18 protein-coding genes and 1 riboswitch are annotated in these 24210 nt (G+C 29.8%); all 18 genes read left to right on the forward strand.

Features of this window, described 5'->3' with window-relative positions; translation table 11 throughout:
- Positions 1 to 170: 170 nt before the first annotated feature.
- The 18 genes from groES (at position 171) to CM240_RS02680 (ending at position 24124) form a co-directional block, all read left to right on the forward strand.
- Positions 171 to 458, forward strand: coding sequence for a co-chaperone GroES (groES, locus tag CM240_RS02595; protein ID WP_044036197.1), 288 nt, complete (start codon positions 171 to 173; stop codon positions 456 to 458).
- Positions 459 to 508: 50 nt separating this feature from the next.
- Positions 509 to 2134, forward strand: coding sequence for a chaperonin GroEL (groL, locus tag CM240_RS02600; RefSeq protein ID WP_044036198.1), 1626 nt, complete (start codon positions 509 to 511; stop codon positions 2132 to 2134).
- A 229-nt stretch (positions 2135 to 2363) separates the two neighbouring features.
- Positions 2364 to 3113 (forward strand): prepilin peptidase, encoded by a 750-nt coding sequence (locus CM240_RS02605; RefSeq protein WP_044036200.1) that lies wholly within the window; start codon positions 2364 to 2366, stop codon positions 3111 to 3113.
- 77 nt (positions 3114 to 3190) lie between these two features.
- On the forward strand, positions 3191 to 4876 hold the full coding sequence (locus CM240_RS02610; protein WP_044039678.1) for a GspE/PulE family protein: 1686 nt from the start codon (positions 3191 to 3193) through the stop codon (positions 4874 to 4876).
- Positions 4877 to 4894: 18 nt separating this feature from the next.
- Entirely contained in the window at positions 4895 to 6097 is a 1203-nt protein-coding gene (locus CM240_RS02615) for a type II secretion system F family protein (RefSeq protein ID WP_044036202.1), read from the forward strand.
- Positions 6098 to 6124: 27 nt separating this feature from the next.
- The gene (locus tag CM240_RS18125) at positions 6125 to 6562 is read left to right on the forward strand and encodes a type II secretion system protein (protein ID WP_051483650.1); all 438 of its coding nucleotides are present in this window, start codon (positions 6125 to 6127) and stop codon (positions 6560 to 6562) included.
- Positions 6563 to 6638: 76 nt separating this feature from the next.
- Positions 6639 to 7793 carry a pilus assembly protein PilM gene (pilM, locus tag CM240_RS02625; protein WP_051483651.1) on the forward strand — a complete coding sequence of 385 codons (1155 nt, stop codon included), beginning with the start codon at positions 6639 to 6641 and terminating at the stop codon, positions 7791 to 7793.
- A 2-nt stretch (positions 7794 to 7795) separates the two neighbouring features.
- Complete coding sequence (locus tag CM240_RS02630; protein WP_044036205.1) at positions 7796 to 8359, forward strand: PilN domain-containing protein; 564 nt, start codon at positions 7796 to 7798, stop codon at positions 8357 to 8359.
- Positions 8346 to 9572, forward strand: coding sequence for a hypothetical protein (locus tag CM240_RS02635; RefSeq protein ID WP_044036207.1), 1227 nt, complete (start codon positions 8346 to 8348; stop codon positions 9570 to 9572). Before CM240_RS02630 ends, CM240_RS02635 begins: the two co-directional genes overlap by 14 nt.
- Before the next feature lie 9 nt (positions 9573 to 9581).
- The gene (locus tag CM240_RS02640; RefSeq protein WP_044036208.1) at positions 9582 to 10541 is read left to right on the forward strand and encodes a prepilin-type N-terminal cleavage/methylation domain-containing protein; all 960 of its coding nucleotides are present in this window, start codon (positions 9582 to 9584) and stop codon (positions 10539 to 10541) included.
- A 17-nt stretch (positions 10542 to 10558) separates the two neighbouring features.
- A complete protein-coding gene (locus CM240_RS02645) occupies positions 10559 to 12706 on the forward strand; it encodes a hypothetical protein (protein ID WP_044036209.1) in 2148 nt (715 codons plus the stop codon).
- 13 nt (positions 12707 to 12719) lie between these two features.
- Positions 12720 to 13337 carry a type IV pilus modification PilV family protein gene (locus CM240_RS02650; RefSeq protein ID WP_044036210.1) on the forward strand — a complete coding sequence of 206 codons (618 nt, stop codon included), beginning with the start codon at positions 12720 to 12722 and terminating at the stop codon, positions 13335 to 13337.
- A gap of 16 nt (positions 13338 to 13353) precedes the next feature.
- Positions 13354 to 16410: a DUF5057 domain-containing protein gene (locus CM240_RS02655; protein ID WP_044036212.1), complete on the forward strand. Its 3057-nt coding sequence runs from the start codon at positions 13354 to 13356 to the stop codon at positions 16408 to 16410.
- 180 nt (positions 16411 to 16590) lie between these two features.
- Positions 16591 to 16688, forward strand: a riboswitch (purine riboswitch).
- Positions 16689 to 16801: 113 nt separating this feature from the next.
- Entirely contained in the window at positions 16802 to 18253 is a 1452-nt protein-coding gene (gene guaB, locus CM240_RS02660; RefSeq protein ID WP_044036214.1) for an IMP dehydrogenase, read from the forward strand.
- A gap of 22 nt (positions 18254 to 18275) precedes the next feature.
- Positions 18276 to 19817, forward strand: coding sequence for a glutamine-hydrolyzing GMP synthase (gene guaA, locus CM240_RS02665; protein WP_044036221.1), 1542 nt, complete (start codon positions 18276 to 18278; stop codon positions 19815 to 19817).
- Between the two features lie 349 nt (positions 19818 to 20166).
- Positions 20167 to 21918: a 1-deoxy-D-xylulose-5-phosphate synthase gene (locus CM240_RS02670; protein ID WP_044039681.1), complete on the forward strand. Its 1752-nt coding sequence runs from the start codon at positions 20167 to 20169 to the stop codon at positions 21916 to 21918.
- 22 nt (positions 21919 to 21940) lie between these two features.
- Positions 21941 to 22558: a flavodoxin family protein gene (locus CM240_RS02675; protein WP_044036223.1), complete on the forward strand. Its 618-nt coding sequence runs from the start codon at positions 21941 to 21943 to the stop codon at positions 22556 to 22558.
- Between the two features lie 402 nt (positions 22559 to 22960).
- Positions 22961 to 24124 (forward strand): transglutaminase domain-containing protein, encoded by a 1164-nt coding sequence (locus tag CM240_RS02680; RefSeq protein WP_044036224.1) that lies wholly within the window; start codon positions 22961 to 22963, stop codon positions 24122 to 24124.
- The last annotated feature ends 86 nt before the right edge of the window (positions 24125 to 24210 follow it).

Below are 24210 nucleotides of genomic sequence, written 5' to 3' on the forward strand. Positions count from 1 at the left end.
TAATCAATATTAAAGGAATAAATTGAAAAATAAAAAATCTATAAAATGGTTGCAATACTTTGTTGGATTATTTATTATAATATTATTAGCACTCGATGAGGATAAGTGCTAACAACAATGTATACATAATGAATTTAAATATTAATAGAATTTTAAAAGGAGGAATTGACATGAAACTTAGACCACTAGGAGATAGGGTTGTTATTAAAAGAGTAGAAGCAGAAGAAACTACTAAAGGAGGAATTATCCTTACATCAACTGCACAAGAAAAACCTCAAATAGCAGAAGTTGTTGCTGTTGGACCAGGAGGAATTGTTAATGGTAAAGAGGTAAAAATGGAATTAAAGGTTGGAGATAAAGTTTTATTTCCAAAGTATGCAGGCAATGAAATCAAATTTGAAGGTACAGAATATACAGTATTAAATCAAGGAGACGTTTTAGCTGTTATTGAAGAATAATTTTTAGAAGTGAAATATAAATAGTAAAAAATTTAAGGAGGAATTATTTTATGGCTAAGGAAATATTATTAGGCGAAGAAGGAAGAAGAGCCATGCAAAGAGGCGTGGACGTATTAGCAAATACAGTAAAGGTAACATTAGGACCAAAAGGAAGAAATGTTGTTTTAGATAAGAAATTTGGTGCACCACTTATAACTAATGATGGTGTTTCAATTGCAAGAGAAATTGAACTTGAAGATCCATTTGAAAATATGGGAGCTCAACTTGTTAAAGAAGTAGCTACTAAAACTAATGATGTAGCAGGTGATGGTACTACAACAGCTACATTACTTGCTCAAGCAATTATAAGAGAAGGATTAAAGAATGTAACAGCTGGAGCAAATCCAATGCTTATAAGACAAGGAATTAAGAAGGCAGTAGATGTTACTGTTGAGGAATTGAAGAAGATTTCAAAACCTATTAATGGTAAAGAAGATATTGCTAGGGTTGCATCTATTTCAGCAGCTGATGAAGAAGTAGGAAAACTTATTTCAGACGCTATGGAAAAGGTTGGTAACGAAGGTGTTATAACTATAGAAGAATCTAAGTCAATGGGAACAGAGCTTGATGTAGTTGAAGGAATGCAATTTGATAGAGGATATTTAAGTTCATACATGGTTACAGATACTGAAAAGATGGTAGCTGATCTTGATAATCCATATGTTTTAATTACAGATAAAAAAATCACTAATATTCAAGAAATACTTCCAATATTAGAACAAATAGTTCAAACAGGAAAGAAGTTAATGATTATTGCTGAAGATATAGAAGGGGAAGCTCTCGCAACTCTTGTTGTAAACAAGTTAAGAGGAACATTTACTTGTATAGCTGTTAAGGCTCCTGGTTTTGGTGATAGAAGAAAAGAAATGTTAGAAGACATAGCTATTTTAACTGGTGGTCAAGTAATATCAGAAGAAGTAGGAAGAGAATTAAAAGATGTTACATTAGACATGCTAGGTGTTGCTGAAAGTATTAAAGTAACAAAAGACAATACAACAATTGTTAATGGAAAAGGTGACAAGAATGCTATAAAAGATAGAATTAGTCAAATAAAGATGAGAATAGAAGAAACTACTTCTGATTTTGATAAAGAGAAACTACAAGAAAGATTAGCAAAACTTGCTGGTGGAGTAGCAGTAATTAAAGTTGGTGCAGCTACAGAAACTGAACTTAAAGAAAAGAAATTAAGAATAGAAGATGCTTTAAATGCTACTAAAGCAGCGGTAGAAGAAGGTATAGTACCAGGTGGTGGAACAGCTTATGTTTCTGCTATATCATCAGTAGAAAAATTAACAGATGATAATGCCGATGTTCAAGTTGGTATAAACATAATAAGAAGAGCTTTAGAAGAACCATTAAGACAAATTGCAACTAACGCAGGTCTTGAAGGATCAGTTATTATAGAAAAGGTAAGAAACAGTGAAGTAGGAATAGGTTTTGATGCATATAATGAAACTTATGTTGATATGGTTAAGACTGGTATCGTAGATCCAACTAAGGTTACAAGAAGTGCACTTCAAAATGCTGCATCTGTTTCAGCTACATTCTTAACAACAGAAGGTGTAGTAGCAGATATTCCTGAAAAGAATCCAGCACCAGCAGGACCAGCTGGAATGGGAATGGATGGAATGTATTAATAAAAAAAGAATAATAAATTCCTTAAAAGAGTAGATTTGTAAAATCTACTCTTTTTTATTTATTCAATAATATTTTAATAGTAAAAAATACTATTAAAATTTTTAGAAAAAATTTAATTAATTATAAAAATATAGTGGAAAAATATCTTTTTAATGGTATAATACATATAGTGGAATAATTTCAAGAATATATTAATAATATATTTAATAAACAGGAGACGAATTTATTATGTATACAATTTTTGTAATCATCATAGGATTAGTGATAGGTAGCTTTTTAAATGTATGTATTTATAGGATTGAAAAAGAAGAGTCAATAGTAACTCCATCATCGCATTGTATGAAATGTGGACATGTACTTAAGTGGTTTGAGTTAATACCAGTGCTGAGCTATTTATTTTTGAAGGGAAGATGTAGGAGTTGTGGAGAAAAGATATCCATAAGATATCCCATTATAGAAATTTTTAATTCAATTTTGTATTTAATATTATATATAAGATTTGGATTTACTATAGATTTTTTTAAATTTGCATTTTTGTCATCATTATTATTGGTGATTGGAGTTATAGATTATGATACAACTTTTGTCTATACATCTACTATTAGAACAGGAATAATAGGGGGAATAATTTTTCTTGTTCTAAAAGTAATTATAGATGGAGATGGTATTGGAGACAATATTTTAGGTTTTTCTATAGGATTTATTATTATATTTTTAATAGTTGTCATTACAAAGGGGATGGGAGAAGGAGATTATGAAATAGCTGCTGTTTCAGGATTGTTTTTAGGCAGCAAAGGAATTATTTTAACATTGTTTCTTTCTATTGTACTAGGAGGAATTGTCGCTACTATTCTTCTTATAAGGAGAAAAAAAGGCTTACAAAGTAAAATGGCATTTGGTCCATATATTGCTTTAGCTACGGTAATAGCGGCGGTGTGGGGAGAGAAGATATTAGAATTTTATATGTTAACGATATAAAATTTTTTCTGGTTTTTAAATGTAAAGGTTTTAATAGGATTTTTATGGTTTAGTGCAAGGGGGGAGTAAAATTGAATATGTTTGAAAAAAAGCGAATGGGAGACATCTTAGTAGAGCGTGGAAAGCTCACAAGAGAACAATTATTTACTGCACTAGATAAACAAAAGAAATCCGGTAAGAAATTAGGGGAAATATTAGTAGAAAGCAATATTGTATCTGAAGAAGACATTATAGATGTAATATCAATACAGAATGGAATAGAGAAGATAGATCTTACAGTAATAGATTTTGATAATAGAGCAATAAAAATGTTATCTCACAATCTTTGTAAGAAGTACGATTTCATTCCTTTTGGGTTTAATGAAAATAAAATTAAAGTTGCGTTGGCAGATCCTTCAAATATCTTTGCAATTGATGATATATCTATTGCAACGGGATTTGATGTTGAATCATATATATCGCCGAAATGGCAAATAAGAAAATTTATAGAAGTATATTATAACAATCAACAAATTGATAAAGCAGCAGAAGAGTTGTTTAAAGAAACATTAGAAAACAAATCTTTAGAAACAAATATAGAAGAAGTTAATGATGTAAAAAATGCTCCTGTAGTAAAAATGATAGAGTACATATTTAAGAATTCTATCGAAATGAGGGCATCGGATATTCATATAGAACCTTATGAAAATGAAATAAGAATAAGGTATAGAATAGACGGACAACTAAAATTAATTAATACTTTACCAATAGAAAATTTATCACCATTAGTAGCAAGGATTAAGATATTAGCCAATATGAATATAGCAGAAAAAAGAATTCCACAGGATGGAAGGATAATAACTACTGTAGGTGATATTGATGTAGATCTTAGAGTATCTGTTCTTCCAATAGTTAATGGGGAAAAGATAGTTATAAGAATATTAGATAGAAATAGTTATCAAATTGGTAGAGAAAAGCTAGGAATGAAGGAAGAAGATTTAAAAAAGTTAGATAATATAATATCTAGTCCTAATGGAATAGTACTAGTAACAGGGCCAACAGGTAGTGGTAAATCTACTACTTTATATACAATTTTAAATGAACTAAATACAAATAAGGTAAATATCGTTACTGTAGAAGATCCAGTGGAATATACATTGAAAGGTATAAATCAAGTAAATGTAAATACAAAAGCAGGATTAACTTTTGCTAGTGGCCTTAGAAGCATCTTAAGACAAGATCCAGACATAATTATGATTGGAGAAATAAGAGATGATGAAACTGCAGAGATAGCTGTAAGAGCAGCTATAACAGGACATTTAGTTCTTAGCACTATTCATACTAATGATGCACCGTCATCAGTAGTAAGACTTATGGATATGGGTATAGAACCTTATCTTGCATCTACATCTATAGCTGGAATAATTGCACAAAGACTTGTAAAAAGAATATGCCCTAAATGTAAAGAAGCTTATGAAGCTAGTGAATATGAGAAAAAAGTATTACTGGGAGATACTTCAAAAAATCTTACTTTACATAGAGGAAGAGGTTGTGGTTACTGCAATGATACTGGATATGTAGGACGAATAGGTGTATACGAAATTATGGAAATGTCAAGAATGTTAAGGGATGCCATGGCTATGAAGAAAGATATTGGAGTATTAAGGGATATAGCGAAAAGTCAAGGGATGAAGACCTTAGGAGAACAATGTATGGAATTAGTACTAGATGGTATTACAACTTTTAGTGAATTAGCATCTATAACTTTATTGAAGGAAATATAGACAAGGGGATGAAGTATAGTGACTAAATTTAAATATAAAGCTATGAATAGTCATGGAGAAAGATTAGCAGGAAGCTATGAAGGAAACTCAAAAGAGGATGTTATTTCTATGATTTCAGCTAATGGTATGTATTTATTAGAGCTAGAAGAAGTATATGGTAGTAAAGAAATAAATTTAAGAACATCAAGGAGAGTTAAAACAAAAGATTTAGCAGTATTTTGTAGGCAGTTTTATGTAATGATCGATGCTGGACTAACAATAAATACAGCTTTAGATATTTTATCAAATCAAGTAAGTAACTTTAAGCTTAGAGAAACTTTGAAAAATATTAGCGAAGATGTGCAAAAAGGAGAGATATTATCTAACTCTATGAAAAAATATAGTGATGTTTTTCCTAATCTTTTAGTAAAGATGGTAGAGTCGGGAGAGGCTAGTGGATCATTAGATACTATTATGTTAAGAATGGCCAAGTATTATGAAAAGGAAAATAAGATAAATAGTAAAGTTAAAAGCGCTATGATATATCCAATAATTTTAAGTATAGTAGCTATTATTGTATTAGTCATTATGATGGTGAAAGTAGTACCAATGTTTGTTGATATGTTTCAGCAAAGCGGTGCAAAATTACCTTGGGTAACAAGGGCTTTACTAGCTATTAGTGGTTTTATAACATCATATTGGATATTGATTATTATAGTTTTAACTGCTACCATTGGTGGCTTTATATATTATAAAAATACAGAAGAAGGAGCTTACAACGTAAGTAAATTTGCGCTTAAATTGCCAATCATTAGGGAACTGATTAAAAAAATTATAGTTTCAAGGTTTACAAGAACTTTATCAACATTATTATCTAGTGGTGTTTCTCTTGTAGATTCTATAAGAATTGTAGCAGGAGTAGTAAACAATAAAGTTGCTGAAGAAGGACTTATAAAAATAAGTGAAGATGTAGTAAAAGGAGAAGGATTGTATGGACCTGTAAGGGCTAATAATCTTTTTCCACCAATGTTATCATCAATGATAAAAATCGGAGAAGAGTCTGGAGCTTTAGATGATATTTTAGATAAAACTGCAGATTTTTATGATGAAGAATTAGATATGGCTGTATCTTCAGGAACTGCAATGTTAGAACCACTGATGATAATTGTTATGGGGATTGTAGTAGCATTTATAGTTTTTGCAATTATGTTACCTATGTTTGATATGTATCAACAAATATAAAAAATTAAAGATTTAGGAGGAATTTTTATGAAAAGACAAAATGTACTTAACAAAAAGAAAAGAAAGAAAGGGTTTACACTTATAGAGCTTATTATAGTTATGGCTATTATGGCAGTATTAGCTGCAATTGCAATACCAAAGTATTCAGCATTTAGAGAAAGTGCTAATCAAAAACATGATATATCAACTGCAAAAACAATAGCTAATGCAGCGAGTGGTTTAGTTGCAGATCAAAAAATATCTGTACCATCAGCATCTAGGATAACCTTAGATGGATCAGGTGCCAATACAGATGGTACCGAAATAGAAGGTATGTTACAAGGCTTACCAAAAAGTAAGACAGGTGTATGTAAAGATAAATTTTTCAAAGTTGAAGTATTAAGTAATGGAGATATAGAAGTTTATATTACAGATGGTACAAATGATTATATAGCATATCCTGATCAAGATCCTATTTTACAATAATATATTAATAGATTAAAGTGTAAGGAACTCCTTACACTTTAATCCATAAAATTTTAGAAAGAGGGTGAAGATAAAAGTGGAAGCTATAAAAGATAAGTTACATATAGGTAACGAAAAAGTTAAAAATATAAATATTAATAAATTTAAATCATTAGGAAAGTCTAATAGAAAAAAAGATAAAGAAGTTATAGTATTTGATATTGGTACAAGTTCTATAAAAGTATTAATAGGAAGGTTTTATAGAAATAAAGTAGTAGTAAGAGATTGCATAATAGAAAAAACTCCTGAAGGCTCTGTTATAGATGGAGCTATAATAAATATTTTAGCTTTAGAATCTGTGGTGAAAAAAATAATAGAAGAAAATGATATAAATATAAAAGATGTTATTTGTACTACAAATTCATCTTCAATTATTAATAGGGAAATTTATATTCCTAAAGTAGATAAAAGTGAAATGGATACAGTAATAAAATTTGAGATACAAGAATATCTTCCAATAAACCTAAATAATTATATTGTGCAATATATTGAATTGGGTGAAGAGGAAGTTGATGGAAAAGAAAAAATAAAGGTTAATGTTATTGCATATCCTGAAAAAGTAGCAAGGACTTATTATGAATTTATAAAAAATTTGGGGTTTAAACCCTACGCTTTAGATGCTACTTTTAACTCATTAAATAAAATAGTTAAAGTTTCAAAAGAAATAAATGAATATGAATATAATGATGGAGATACCTTAGCATTTATAGATATGGGGGCAGCTTCAGTTAATGTAAATATATACAAAGATGAAAAACTAGATTTTACTAGAATTCTTAAACTTGGTGGTAATGAGATTGATGAGGCTTTGAAGAATAAGTGCAATATTCCTCAAAATGCTTTTGAAAGGGTAAAGTTTCAAGAAGTGAATTTAATAGATTTAGAAGAAGAGGGCCCAAGTGCTGTAGTTAGAGACATTATTGAAAAATGGACATCTGAAATAGATAGAATCTTTAAGTTTTATAAAAGTAAAGATATAGGAAATAAGATAGATAGAATTTTTATTTATGGTGGTATTTCTAAAACTAAGGGAATAGAAAGTTATTTGTCTGGAAGATTTACTACAAAGGTAAGAAGAATAAAAGAATTAAGTAATGTGTACTTTGAGGATAATAGAGATGGAGAAGCTTCTATAGAAAAGTATGTAAATGCTATTGGTGCACTTATAAGGCTAGATGAGGAGGAAGCATAACTATGAGAGATCTTAATTTTTTTAAAGATTATAAAGGTGGAAAGCAAGAAAGAATAAAGCAGTCAAAATATCTCTATATAGTAATAGGACTTTGGATAGTGATAATAGTTATAACTTTAGGGTATAATTCTTTTAATATTTTAAGATATAAAAATAAATATAAACATTATAATGAGCAACTAAATTCTGATAGGGTTACAAAGAAGCTGCAAAAAGTAGAAGAAGTAGAAAATAAAATATCTGTATTAAAGGTTTATGATACAAATCTTAGTGAAGTTACTATGGCAGTAGATAGAAGAGATGATGTATCTAAAGAAAATATAGAAAAAATAAGAAAATGTGGTACTGAAAATATGGAATATTCTAAGTTATCTATTCAAGAAGGAGTAGTAAATATAGAAGGTACTGCTAACAATAGAAATGATATAGCAACTTTACAATATAACCTAAAAAAATTAGGGATTTTCAATGATGTTCATGTTAATGATATAAAAGATAATTCTGGAAAGTGTGCTTTTTCTATAAAGGCTGTAATAAAGGTGGTGGATAATAATGAAAATAAATAAGAATGAAGAAAGGCTTTTAATAATATTTATTTTATTATTACTATCACTAGGATATTATTTCTTTGTATTTGAAAAACAAAAAAATAGGTCAGAAGAATTAAAAGTACAAGCTTTAGAAGAAAAAAGAAAATATGATGAGGCTATGACAAAGATATCATCATTAGAAAGAAAAGAAGGACAACTTAAAGTATTAAATTCTAATATTTCTATAGTTACAGATAAATATTATAGAGAACTTGTTGAAGAAAATATAATAGTTCAATTAAATAAGTTTATTGAAGATACTAAATTTAATGGAAAAGTAGTAACTTTTAATCCTATAGATGTAGTAGAAATGGAATATCCTATGGCTACAGTAAAAAATCCAGATAGTACTCTTAAAGAATTTGCTGATAGTTATAAGTTAGGAAAGGAAATAGATTCATCAGTAACAGGTGATACTACTGCTAATATATCTACTGATAATAGTGAAGTGCCTAAAAAATCTACAGATATAAAGATGAAAAAAACTGTGGCAACGGTGGAGCAAATGAAATTTGTTGTGGAGTTTAGTGAATCATCTTTAGATTCTACATTAGATTTTCTTAAAGCTATAGAAGAGAATGGAAAGAAAATTGTTATTAGAAATATAGATATAAAAGAATCTAGTGGAAATATTATTTCTGGCACAATTAATTTAGAGATTTATGTTATGCCATCCTTGGAAAATGAAAAAGAAGAAAATTTAGTTAATGATAATAATGGTGGTGTAGATGTAGCATTTAACACATCATCAGTTATAGAAGATAAGAAGGAAAGTAATGATTTCATAATGATGTTAAAACCATATAAATCTTCATTTCCTACAGTAGTTTTAGGAAAAGGTAATGATAATGGAAGTACTTCATATATAAACTCTACAAATAATAAAGAAGAAAATGTGGAATTAGTTTTAAAAGAAGATGGAGGAAAATACTATTGTAAATATAAAGTAGGTAATAATTCATATCCAGTGGCTTATGATGGAAATGGTATAGAATTTACGCCAAGTGGAGATGAAATTAGATTTAAAATTTTGTCTAGTTCTAGAATTGATGATGATAAGGCTTCAGTAAAGATTAAATTGGTAAATAATACAAACAAAACAGTAAAGGTAACAATTGAAGAAGATGATCATAAAAATCCAAGAGTAAATATTGATAGTGAGGGTAGTGTAGATGTAGATAAAAAGTAGGTGATTTTCATGAATATAAAAAAGAAAAAAGGTGCTACTTTGCTAGAGATAATAATAAGTATGGCTATAATCACTATTATTATAATACCTATAAGTGATCTTATTATGTCATCAGTAAAGAATAATAAAAATGCGGAAGAAGAACAGGATATTAAGTTATTAGCACAAAGTATATCAGAAAAATTAAAAGTGTCAGATATAGATATAGATCCTACAACTACAGAAATATCAATAGGCCATGATGAGATAAAGTTGAATGGAAGTGTGGGACATTATAGTGTAAGTAATAAAGATATAGGTAATGGTCTTACGGCAGATATAACTTTAGATAAAAGAAATGATATGCCATCTAATAATATAGCTCGCAGCTTAAATTGGGATTCTGTTATTGATATAGTTAAAGAAGATATTAATGGAAACATTTATTATAGATTGAAAGAAAATACATATGATAGTACGACTAAAGAATGGGTAGAAACTAGCATAAGTTATTTAATTAGAGGGAATACAATAAGCATTATAAATGATGGAAACATAGAAATACAGTTTGAAGAGATAACAGATATCCATAATCCTAGTAATACAGAAACAAAGAAAATTTATATAACTAGAGATGTAGAAAATGATTTTGAAGATAATGCAGGAAATAAGATCGAGGGGAAAACTGGATATATAAAGTTTCAAATTGATGATGATATTATAAAAAATAAAGATAAGATAAAATTTGAAATTAACAATAAAGAAATAAAGCCTATTATGATTAATTTTGAAGGAGAAGTAAAAGAACCTTCTGATGAGGTTATAATAATAGATTGTAAATCTACAGATGAAAAAACATTGACTACCTATAATAGTGTAAAGATGTTAAGTAGTGATGAACGGGTAGGAGATGCATATAATTATCAAATAATAATAAAACAAAATGGAGATGAAGTGTTCAAAGATACGGGAATAAAAAATATAAAATAATAAAAGGAGGGGGTTTTATGAAGAAAAAGAAAAAGGCATCTACTTTAGTCACTTTAATAATAGTAATTATGGTACTTTCTACAGTAGGAGCAGCTTTAATATCATTGACATTTAGTGGTTATAGAGCTAGGATTGGAGAAACTAATAGACTTGAAAATTTGTATGGTGCGGAGTCGGGGCTAGATTTGTCTTACAATATAATTGCTAATAGTATAGAAAAAGCCATTGATCAAGGTGAAAAAGCAGTAAAAGCTTCTGGCGAAACAAATTATGATAAATGTAATGATATTTTTAAAAAAGACGTCAGTGACTATTTAATGGTAAATTTAAAAAATAATATTGAAAATAGAATATGGTTTGATGTTAAAAATAATAGTAGTAAAGATATAAAGTTAGATAATGATAAGGGGAATTTTAAAGTTGACTCTAAGGTTAAAGCTGTTGATGGATCAAAAGTAAAAGTTGGAGCGATAGAATACTATAAACAATTTGACATAAAATTAACCTCTACATTTCAATGTAATAATAAAAATGGTGAAGGAAACAAAATATCACGTGTTATAGAAGCCAGGTATACGATAAATATTCCTGATTATTTAAATATAAAATATCAAACTATATATAACAAAGATTATAAAAATTATAAACAGGTTATTGCAGTAGATGGAGATATTGATTTATCAGGGAAAGTAAAAATTAATGGAGATATATATGCAAAAGGAAGTAGTAATAATCAATATACCGGCATAAAAAATAAATATAATGGTGGAATAAATCTATCACCATTAGCAGAAGTTTCAGTGAATAAAGGAAATATAATTACACCGAGAACTATTCAAATTAATTCAAATGCTCAGTTAATAGCAGAAGATATATATGGAGGAAATATAAATTTTGGGAAAAAATGCTCCAGTGATAATGCGGCGAAAAATGGGGAAATAAAAGCTAACAGCTTATGTCTTAGAAATGATCTTGCTATAAATTCAGTTGGAGCAATAGTAAATATAAAAAGTTTTTATGGGATTAATGATTTTTATTCATTATCTAAGACTAATGACGGGTCTAATAAAGAGACAGTAGTAACTAGAGGTAATGAAGATTTATCTAGTAGCATAATTATTAATGAAAATAGCGCAACCATAAATATAAGTGATGAAGCTTATATTTGGGGAGCTGCTTTTGTAAATAGTTATGAGACAGGAGAATCTGTATCGGTAAAAGGAAATTATAAAGCATATAGTTATCCGTTACCTCTAACAAGTGGTGATGCAAAGTTTAAATATCAGGATTCTATGCAATTGTTATATAAAATTGGAGATGAAGAAGTAACAGTTTTTGATAAGGCCACTTATATAAAAGAGTATGATGATATATCAAAAGAATCAAATTTTTCTATAGATAAACCAGGAACTATAAGTTTACCGGTGAATAATACTTATTCCATAGCATCTTATATTACAAAATCTACTGATGAGAAAGGCCAGTTAATAAAAGGAACTGATTTAGATACTTTAATAAACAAGCAGGAAGAAGTTACAAAGAAACAAGAAGAATATACTGAAAAAGTATTTGGAATGGGAAGTTATAATTGGAACGAAAGTGATGATAAGACTGAAGTTTTTGCAAATGGTGAAATAAAGAAATCAGTATCTAAAGGTTCTACAACTGATGGTTTGGTGGATTTTTCGAAAATAACTAGTGAAATTAATCAAAATAGTTTAACTATTAAAGATAAAGATGGATTAGAAAAAGAGATGTGGATAACTTTAAATAAAGATGAAGAAAAGGATGTTGTGATAGTTGGAAAAGATATAGATGATAGTAAATATAAGGATAGTAAATATATAAAAATAAATGGGGATAGAATAAATGGTTTAATAGTAACTGCTGGAGATGTAATTGTCACAGGTGAGGTTAATTTTACAGGGAGTATTTTAGCCAAAGGAAATTTAAAGGTAGAAAATGATGAAAAAGAAAAAGTATTTACTTCAGGGGGAACATATGTAGATAAAATATTACAATATGAAAAGATAAGTAAAGATATAATTGAAATACCTGATACTGTAACTGAACCAGAGTCCATTGTAAGTGACAGAGTAGATGCAAATAAACCATATAAGATAAAGGATGCAATTGTTAAGAAACTATGGAAAGTAAAAAAATAGAAAGGAGAATGTTATGAAAAAGAAAGTTAAAGGTATGACGCTTATAGAAGTACTTATTTCTATATCAATTTTTACAATAATACTAAGCGTTATATATTTGTTCTCTTTTAGTAGTAATAGAATTCTTTCTGATGCTGATGTAAAAGAACAGCTTCAAAGTGAAGGGCATAAAATTGAAGATAAAATAACTACCTTAGGAATGGAAACAACCAATATTATTGATATTAATGATTTTCATAATAATAGCTTAATGAGTTTAAAAGAAGGTGATGTTAAGGCTATTAAATTTAATATAGCTACTATAGATTCTAGTGATGCAATTGTTCATAAAGAAGTAATATTCAAATATGATGAGGGTAATAAAAGTATATATTATGGTGAGAGTACAGATCCTGATATAATGACATCTAATACTATAAGTGGTTTAACATTACTTTCATCGAATGTAGATAGCTTCCAAGTAAAATCTACTGAAGTTGATAAAACTGTAACGACTGTTACGGGAACATTGCCTGTTGTAAAAGATTTAAAAGACACAAAATCAATAGAAATTATATTAACTTTAAGTAAGAAAAAGGGGTATAGTAATATAACTCGAGAAATATCTACGATAATTGAGTTTAGAAATTAGAAAAGGAGGGAGTGAAATGACATATATTAAGAGTTTCCTAGGAAAAAGAAAAAAGATAATATCTATTATAGTTATATTAACTTTATTTTTTACTATTGTTTTTAGTGGTGTAAGGTATAAGGCAGCTATAAATCCATTAAAGGAAAGCAAAGATAAATTAAATATTTTAGTAATAAATCCAGGAAATGATACTAAATTAACTACTCCAAGTGGAAAAGTGAAGACTCAATATAAAGGTAGCGAAAGATATGTAACTGCTAATGTAACTTCAGTGTCAATGCCACAATTTATAGGACAAGTAGATCAATTGAATGGTAAGTATGACGCTGTAGTTATTACAAGAAATACTGTTTCAGGAAAAGACAGTGATTATACTAATCCAGCCACTCCATATGATATGTTTGATACTAGTAGCAGTGATGATAAAACCGGTATTCCGATACCAGAGGGGTTTAGAAATGCTTATGGGGAAGGTACACCAGATAGCTATAGAATTAGAAATGGTATAAAAACTTCTGATATATATAACGGAAAAACTTATGTAGAGTATTATAGTGAAAATGATATTACTAATAAGAGAGCTAAAGAAATTCTAGCAATGAAGGATTCAGGTCAATTAATAGTTTTAGATAATGCTATTTTTACAGGTGATCTTAATGAGACAAAGTTAGTAAGTAACTTCAGGGATGTTTCAGAAAGTAATGTTTTAAAACTTAATAATAGTGATATTACAGTACAAAATATAGTAGATAAGTATTTTGATGATGATGTAGTAAAAGAAGAAAATGTTAAGCCGGAAGTTGCTGTCGAAGGAATGCCTAGTAAAGTTAAGAGTACTTCTGTAGAAAGTGATAGAAAAATTAATGGTAAAGTTACTATTAATACTGGTAATGCTGTAAAAGATGGAGATAAAGTAAAGGTTGATTTATACTTAGATTTTAATGGAGATACTTTATTTAAGGGTACGGATTTAGTATATAGTACTTATGGAATCATAGAAAATGGATTTGTTACTTGTGATGTTGTATATGAAATGACAGATTCTTTTGTAGGTCAACTAGATTGGAAAATAGAAGTTAGTACACTGAAGGATGGATATATTCCCAAAGAAGATGTAGAAAATAATATAAGGACTAAAACATATGTAACAGGGAATGTTGTTTATACTAATTATTCTAATAAGAAAAATATAAAAGTTTTACAAATAACTCCAGATAATAAAACATTATTAAATATACAAACTAATGAAAGAATGCAAAAATATCTTTCTAGTAATGGAAGTGAATTTTTAAATAGCTACAATATATCTATAGATGTTAAATCTGTTTCAGATGTAAATAAGATAGGAAAAATAGACGAGAGTTATACGATGATAATATTTGGATTTGCCGATACTTATGGTGGCTCATCTGATTTAGATGAAAATATGGTTAATAAATTGAAGGAGTTTGTACAAAAGGGAAAAAGTGTAATGTTTACTCATGATACTATGCCAATAAATATCGAATCAGCTGGAAACATTAATGAGTCAGTTACAGGTCCTAAAAGATTAGCACAATTTTTTAGAGATTATATTGGTCAAGCTAGATATATAGACCCTATGAGAAATGGTGAGGAAAAGAATATTTATGCGACATTTGTACCGATATATAATAGTAAGGGAGAAGTAGAGAAATTTGAAAGCCAAGATACCAATATCCCTCATGATGAAATTAAGGTTCATGATGCTTTGAAGAGCACTTTAGGAAATACTGAAGTATATAGTTGTGGATATACTACTCCTATATTGGAGAGGGTAAGAAGAAATAATGGTTTTATTATAGGTGGTAATAAGGCAAATCAAGGAAGAATTGAAAATCAACCATATAAGGTTATAAATACAGCAGTAAATTTATTAAATAAAGGTTCAATAACTAGCTATCCATATGATTTATCTAATAAAAAAAGTATGCCCGTAGCCATGACACATAACCAATGGTATCAATTAAATTTGGAAGATGAAGATGTAGTACCTTGGTATACATTGGATCCTAGTCAAGTTGCTAATTGTAATGATGCTGCTATAGGTAATTTAGGCGGAAAAGCAAATGATTTTAACTATTACAATGCAAGGGATTATTATTATACCTATTCTAAAGGAAATATAACTTATTCTGGAACTGGTCATGCTAGTAACTTTAGTGATGAGGAATTAGAATTATTTGTTAATACAATAATTAAAGCTGATAGAGCTTGTAATCATGCACCAGTATTGAATGCTCAGGTTTATGTTAATGATGAGTACAAAAATATCTATCAGGTAGATGAAATAAAAAGGGAAGATGATTTGGATATTAGAGTAATTCCAAATGACATAGATATTGGTGATAATATTACTGTGACAATGACTGTAGAGGTTAGAGAAAATGATAAATCATCCTGGAAACAAATTGATTTATTAGAATCTTCTTTCAAGGTTAAATCTGGTGCAAATGTAGATTATACTATATCAAAAGATAATTATAACGGAGATAATAGCAAAATAACAGAAATACAAGTTATAATTAAAGGTAAGGACGATAGAGATGCAGAGGCAAACTGTATAACTAAGATATTTAAAATTACAGATCCAATTGAACCACCACATGAGTATAATTTAATTCATGGATTGTTTGATGATTATAGTTTTGACCATCCTGATGAAGGAGATGCAATAAGACAAAGTATTTCTTTAGTAGGAGGAACTTATGGAACGTTTGGTATTAAATATCAGTATAAGAGTAGTGATGATAAATTTAAGATAGTTGTAGATAGTAGCATTACAAACATTAATAACGTTAGAGCATATAAAATTGTAGGAAGTAAGCTAATTGAGGTAAAAACTATTGGATTAGATATAGGTTCAACTATTATAACAGGAAGTATAAATGATAGTAGTGTTTCAAAAAATGATACTATATTAATAAAATATACTGGGCTTATGCCTAATTATAGCGGAGAAGGTGTAGTATTAAATAACACTGTTAGTATCGACGGAGCAGATACTTCAGCTGATGCTAAAATAACTATAGTAAAACAACCAGATTTATATTAATAATAAAGAGTATCTTCTAGTAAAATGGGGGATACTCTTTATTAAATACAAATTATAGAATAAAAATAATAAAATTATACAGAAATTATGTAGTGGCAAACCTTGACATGAACCTTAAAAATTAATAAAATATTATAAACATAACTAATTGAAAGTTGTATGTCGGAAAATTTAATAAAATGAAATAAAAAAATCATTCCTCGTATATATCTTGAATATGGCAAGAAGTCTCTACCAGAAACCGATAATTTCTGACTACGGGCGAAGGTGCAAAGACGCATCCTTCCCGGAGTGTTTTTTATTTTTTGTCCTGGATATCAGAAGATAAAGTTCTAGTATAATCTTGTCTTCGGGGAAATTTAATTTAAATAATGAAAGGATGTATTGAAAGATGGCTAAAATTTTAAAAAAAGGTTATACATTTGATGATGTATTACTAGTCCCTAACAAGTCAGAAGTGTTACCAAAGGAGGTAACTTTAGGTACAAACTTAACGAAGAAGATAAAATTAAATATCCCTATTATGAGTGCAGGTATGGATACTGTAACAGAATCTAAAATGGCTATCGCTATTGCTAGAGAAGGTGGAATAGGAATTATCCATAAAAATATGTCTATTGAAGCTCAAGCATTAGAAGTAGATAGAGTAAAGAGACAAGAAAATGGAGTTATAACAAATCCTTTCTCTTTAAGTAAGGACCACAAAATTCAAGATGCGTTAGATCTTATGAGTAAATATAGAATTTCTGGTGTTCCTGTAACAGAGGATGGAAAATTAATAGGAATTCTTACAAATAGAGATATTCTTTTTGAAGAAAACTACAATACTAAAATTGGAGATGTAATGACAAAGAGTGAGTTAATTACAGCACCAGAAGGGACAACTGTAGAGGAAGCAAAAGAAATTTTAAAGAAGCATAAGATTGAAAAATTACCTTTAGTTGACGAAAATAACAATTTAAAAGGATTAATAACAATAAAGGATATAGAGAAAGTTAAGACATATCCAAATGCTGCAAAAGATGAAAAAGGAAGACTTTTATGCGGAGCTGCAGTAGGTGTTACTGGCGATATGATGGAAAGAGTTAAGGCTCTTTATGAAGTAGAAGTTGATGTAATAACTTTAGATACAGCACATGGACATTCAGCAGGAGTTTTAGAAGCTGTAAGAAAAATTAAAGAAGTATATCCTGACATGCAAATAATAGCAGGAAACGTAGCTACAGCTGCTGCAACAAAGGATCTTATAGAAGCTGGAGCAGATTGTATTAAGGTTGGTATAGGACCTGGTTCTATTTGTACAACAAGAGTAGTTGCTGGTGTAGGTGTACCTCAATTAACAGCAGTTATGGATTGTGTGGAAGTAGCTAACGAATATGGAATTCCAGTAATTGCAGACGGTGGAATTAAATACTCTGGAGATATGGTTAAGGCTTTAGCTGCAGGAGCAAAGGTTTGTATGATGGGATCTATGTTTGCTGGTTGTGAAGAGGCTCCAGGTGAAGTTGAAATTTATCAAGGAAGAAGCTACAAAGTATATAGAGGAATGGGATCTCTTGCAGCTATGAATAAGGGATCAAAGGACAGATATTTCCAAGAAGGAAATAAGAAGCTAGTACCAGAAGGAGTAGAAGGAAGAGTACCATTTAAGGGAGCACTATGTGAAACTATTTACCAAATTATTGGTGGTATAAGATCTGGTATGGGATATTTAGGAGCTAGGACTTTAGTAGATTTATATGAAAATGCTACAATGGTAGTACAAAGTTCAGCAGGACTTAGAGAAAGTCACCCACATGATATTCAAATAACAAAAGAAGCACCAAATTATAGCACAAACTAAGCTATTATAATAGGAGGAAACCATGGAAAGACAATTAGTATTAGTTATTGACTTTGGTGGTCAATATAATCAACTTATTGCTAGAAGAGTAAGAGAACATAATGTTTATTGTGAAATAGTACCTTACACATACACTGCAGAAAAAATAAAAGAAAAAAATCCAAGAGGAATAATTCTTACTGGTGGACCAAACTCAGTTTATGGAGAAGATACTCCAAAATTAGATCCAGAAGTATTTAACTTGGGAGTACCTGTACTTGGTATTTGTTACGGACATCAATTAATAACTCATATGCTAGGCGGAAAAGTTCAAAGTGCTGAAGATATGGGAACTAGTGAATATGGTAAGACTGAAATAACTTTAAATACAGAAGAAACTTTATTTAAAGGAATGGATAAAGAAAATATATGTTGGATGAGTCATACAGACTATGTATCAGAAGTTCCAGCAGGATTTAGAGTAACAGCACATACTGGTAAGTGTCCAGTAGCAGCTATGGCAAATGATGAAAGAAAAATCTATGGAGTACAATTACACCCAGAAGTAGAACATACTCCATTTGGATTTGATATGCTTGGAAAATTCTTATTTGATGTATGTGAATTAAAGGCAGACTGGTCTATGGCTTCTTTTGCTGAAGAAAAAATCGCAGAAATTAAGAATTTAGTTGGAGATAGAAAAGTATTATGTGCTCTTTCTGGAGGAGTTGATTCTTCAGTAGCGGCAGTATTAGTACACAAAGCTATAGGACATCAATTAACTTGTGTATTTGTTGACCATGGTCTTTTAAGAAAAGATGAAGGTGATCAAGTTGAAGAAATCTTTAAGAATCAATTTGATATGAATCTTATAAGAGTTAATGCACAAGAAAGATTCCTTGGAAAACTTAAAGGCGTTTCAGATCCAGAAAAGAAGAGAAAAATTATCGGTGAAGAATTTATAAGAGTTTTTGAAGAAGAAGCTAATAAGCTTGGAGAAATTGATTTCTTAGTACAAGGAACAATTTATCCAGATATCGTTGAAAGTGGAACAGCTACTTCAGCGACAATTAAGAGTCACCATAACGTTGGTGGGCTTCCAGAAGATATGGAATTTGAACTTATTGAACCTTTAAGAGAATTATTTAAAGATGAAGTAAGAGCAGTTGGAGAAGAACTTGGAATTCCACATCACTTAGTATGGAGACAGCCATTCCCAGGACCAGGTCTTGCTATAAGAGTTCTTGGTGAAGTTACAGAAGAAAAACTAGAAATCGTAAGAGAAGCTGATGCAATCTTTAGAGAAGAAATAGCTAACGCTGGACTTGAAGGATCAATATGGCAATACTTTGCTTGTCTACCAAACATTCAATCTGTTGGAGTTATGGGTGATGAAAGAACATACTGCCATGCAGTAGGATTAAGAGCTGTAACATCTTCTGATGCTATGACTTCAGAATGGGCAAGAATACCATATGAAGTATTAGACTTAGTATCAAGAAGAATTGTAAATGAAGTTCAAGGTGTAAATAGAATTATTTATGATATAACAAGTAAACCACCAGCTACTATTGAGTGGGAATAGTTGATATAAGTTAATAAATGGCTTAATACCGGTATTTATCTGGGGTTAATGTAGAAATTCTGCATTAACCCCATTTCTTATTTTTATTTGCTTTATATTGTAAGTGTATTATGAGGATATGAAAATTATAGAGTATGAATACATATAGAAGTGCAATAGAAATCTTATTATTTTTATCTGTTCTAGCATTTGGTGTACTAATTGATGAAATTAAAATAGAAAAAGTCTTGACTTGGAGTTAACTCTAGAATGTAAAATAGAGACAATTAAAGAAGTATATGAAGTATTTGATATTATACTAGATACTTATAATTGTAAAGAAAAAAGAAGAAAAAGGGGTAATAAGAAGATGTATTTAGAGAAAATAAACGGACCTGAAGATGTAAAAGTATTGTCTAGAGAAGAATTAAAGCTATTGTCAGGAGAAATCAGAGATGCTCTTATGAATAGATTAAGCAAGAGAGGAGGACATTTTGGTCCTAATTTTGGTATGGTAGAGGCTACAATTGCATTACATTATGTATTTGAGTCTCCAAAAGATAAGTTTGTATTTGATGTATCTCACCAGAGTTATCCTCACAAAATGCTTACAGGTAGAAAAGATGCATATCTGTATGAAGAACATTTCACAGATGTATCAGGTTATACAAATCCAGAAGAAAGTGATCATGATTTCTTTAATGTAGGTCATACATCTACTTCAGTAAGTCTTGCCTCTGGTCTTGCAAAGGCTAGAGATTTAAAGGGAGATAAAGAAAATATAATTGCAATCCTTGGAGATGGTTCTTTAAGTGGTGGCGAAGCTTTAGAAGGAGTGAATTTTATTTCCGAGTTAGAGAGTAATTTTATTCTTATCTTTAATGATAATGATATGTCTATTGCAGAAAATCATGGTGGATTATATAAAAATCTTAAAGAACTGAGAGAAAGCAATGGTACCTGCGAATGTAATATTTTTAAGGCAATGGGTCTTGATTATGTATATGTAGATGATGGCAATGATCTGGAGAAATTAATAGAGGCTTTTTATCAAGTAAAGGATATAGATCATCCAATTGTGGTGCATATTAATACACAAAAGGGAAAAGGCTACAAACTTGCAGAGGATAATAAAGAACAGTGGCACTGGTGCATGCCTTTTGATGTGGAAACTGGCAAATCTAACTTTGTAATGGAAGGAGAAAATTATGCAACCATGACCTGTGATTTTCTTATGAAAAAGATGAAAGCAGATCCAAAGGTGACTACGATTGTTGCAGCTGTTCCAACGAATATTGGGTTCACAGAAGACAAGCGTAAGGAAGCTGGGAAACAGTTTGTAGATGTAGGGATAGCAGAGGAACATGCTATTGCATTTGCATCTGGTATTGCAAAAAATGGTGGAAAGCCAGTCTTTGCAACACATTCTAGTTTTATGCAAAGAACCTATGATCAATTGTCACAGGATTTATGTGTAAATGGTAATGCCGCAACAATTATCGTTAATACTGCTTCTATTTATGGAATGAATGATGTTACGCATTTAGGAATCTACGATATTGCAATGATGGCTAACATTCCGAATCTTGTATATTTAGCACCAACCAATAGTGAAGAATATTTTGCAATGCTTGATTGGAGTATTGAGCAGAATCAGTATCCTGTTGCGATTCGTACTCCATGTAACGGTGTTATTCACGCTGATGGATTAAAAGTAGATATAGATTATAGTAGATTGAATCAGTATCAAGTGAATAGAGAAGGAAGCGAAATTGCTATTCTTGCCCTTGGAGATTTTTATCAGATTGGAGAAGAAGTTGCAAAGGCAATTGAAGAAAAGAGTGGTATAGCACCAACTTTGATTAATCCAAGATATATTACAGGACTTGATGTAGAACTTTTAGAAAAACTACAGGCTAATCACATGAAAGTAATTACATTAGAAGATGGTATTTTAGATGGTGGTTTTGGAGAGAAGATTGCACGTTATTTTGGACCAACAGATGTAAAAGTGTATAACTATGGTTTGAAAAAAGAATTCATTGACCGCTATGTTGTAGAAGATGTATTGAAAGAAAACCACTTAACTCCAGAGCAGATTTTAGAAGATATTGGAGTATAATTAGATTGGAGGATATAAGAAGATGAAAGTATTAATGATAAATGGAAGTCCACGTATAAATGGAAATACATCTATTGCTTTAAAGGAAATGGAGAATGTATTTACAGAAATAGGGATTGAGGTGGAAGTTGTTCAAATAGGACAAAAAGATGTAAGAGGATGTATTGCTTGTGGCACTTGTGCTACAAGAGGAGTTTGTGTATTTGATGATGTGGTTAATGAACTTGCACCCAAATTTGAAGCTTGTGATGGTCTTGTAATTGCTAGTCCTGTTTATTATGCATCAGCAAATGCCACATTGATTGCCTGTCTTGATCGTTTATTCTACAGCACTCATTTTGATAAAACTATGAAAGTAGGAGCAAGTGTTGCAGTGGCAAGACGTGGAGGATGCTCTTCAACATTTGATGAATTAAATAAATACTTTACTATAACAGGAATGCCAGTTGCATCTAGCCAGTATTGGAATAGTGTTCATGGGCGTGAAGCAGGGCAGGCATCAATGGATGAAGAGGGGTTACAGACTATGCGTACTCTAGCACGAAATATGGCATTTTTAATGAAGAGTATTGCATTAGGTAAAGAAAAATATGGATTGCCAGAAGTGGAAAATCATATTTTTACACATTTCATACGATAGATTAATTGTGATAGAAAACGAAAAATGTTTTTAAAGGGAAAGCCTTTGCAATATGTTTATATGAATATATTACAAGGGCTTATTTTTATTAAGTATATTTTATTAAGTATGATTAACTATGCATTGGTGTTTCAGATACGGTAATATGTAGACATTTCAAAAGCAAGAAAAAATTTTTTTATACTATTGTTGAAAGCTGAGATAGAACAAATTATATTTTGTAAAAACAGTAGAAGCAGTATTAAATTATATGGAATTAAGGGGATTAGAGTATATAGTATGGATTTTGTTTGGAATTATGAGTAAAAATGAAATTATAATTTATAAGTAAATATAGTATAATATTTACATACAACTTTTTAAATTTATAGTTGAAGTAAGTAATAAATTAAGGGGGCGCAAATGGAAAAATTCAGGGGTAAAAGTAAAAAAGGAAGTGTTTTAAGTAAAATTCTTATAACAATAGCTGTAATATTTATAGTTATTGTTGCAGTAAGTATATTGGCTTTATATAAGTATAGAAATGAAATATCGGAACTTTTAACAGTAGTAGAAGAACGAGAAGTATATTCAGAAGAGGTAGTAGAAAAATTTATAAGTGAAGTTATTGATACTAAGCAGAATAAGGAGATATTTTTTAATAATCCAGGAATAACAGAAGAGGAGTTTAAGAGTTCATGGAATGGTTTCATGGAGAAGGATCCAAAGATAAATTATTATCTTAAAGATTGTACATATAATTACTATGTTAAAGATAGTGGAATATATATTGAGACTACATTTAATTTTAAAGATGACAGAATACCATTTAAAGATATGTATGTTGTGAACAATGAAAAAGACACTATGAAATATATTATTGATACTGTAGAGACAGGGACAGAAACAATGACGGTATATGTAAAAGATAATATTATTCCTTTTGATGATCTACAAACATTATTTGAGACAGCTCCATGGAATGATTGTGAAGATGTGGTATTAACATCAGTAGAGAGAATGTATCTAACTTATGGCGATGTTGATAGTGGCGAATATATTTTAGAAGTTACTGTTGAAGATATAAGTAATGATAATGCAGCAAAAGCTAAAGAAGAAGTGTCAAAATCATTAGATGATATTGTTGCAAAATTAAATATTGATGGAAAAAGTGATAAGGAAAAATATAGAGAGATATACAAGGTACTTTGTAAAGATGTCATTTATGATGATGATATGGCAGATGTAATAACTAATGAAAATTTAGAGTCAGAATTAAATCTTTATAGACAGACTTATGGAGCTTTAGTAAGAGAAAAAACTGTATGTACAGGATATGCTACTGCTTTTAAGGCTATATGTGATAGAGTCAATTTGCCATGTTGGGTTATATTTGGAACTGCTGATGGAGAAGAACATGCATGGAATTCAGTAATATTGGATGGAGAAGTAAAGTATGTGGATGCTACCTGGGGTGATCAAGATTATGGTGTAGAATATGAGTATTTTCTTATGTCTAAAGGTAGTGCTGAAGTAAATAGTAGGACTATTGATGATGATTATTATATTCCAGAAGAATTTCAATAGTGAGAAGGGGATGCTTAGTATAGGCATTCTCCTTTTTTATACAATTAAATACTATTTAACTTAAGAAATATGATAAAAGTTGTAAA

Source organism: Clostridium bornimense, assembly GCF_000577895.1.
Classification (GTDB): Bacteria; Bacillota; Clostridia; order Clostridiales; family Clostridiaceae; genus Clostridium_AN; species Clostridium_AN bornimense.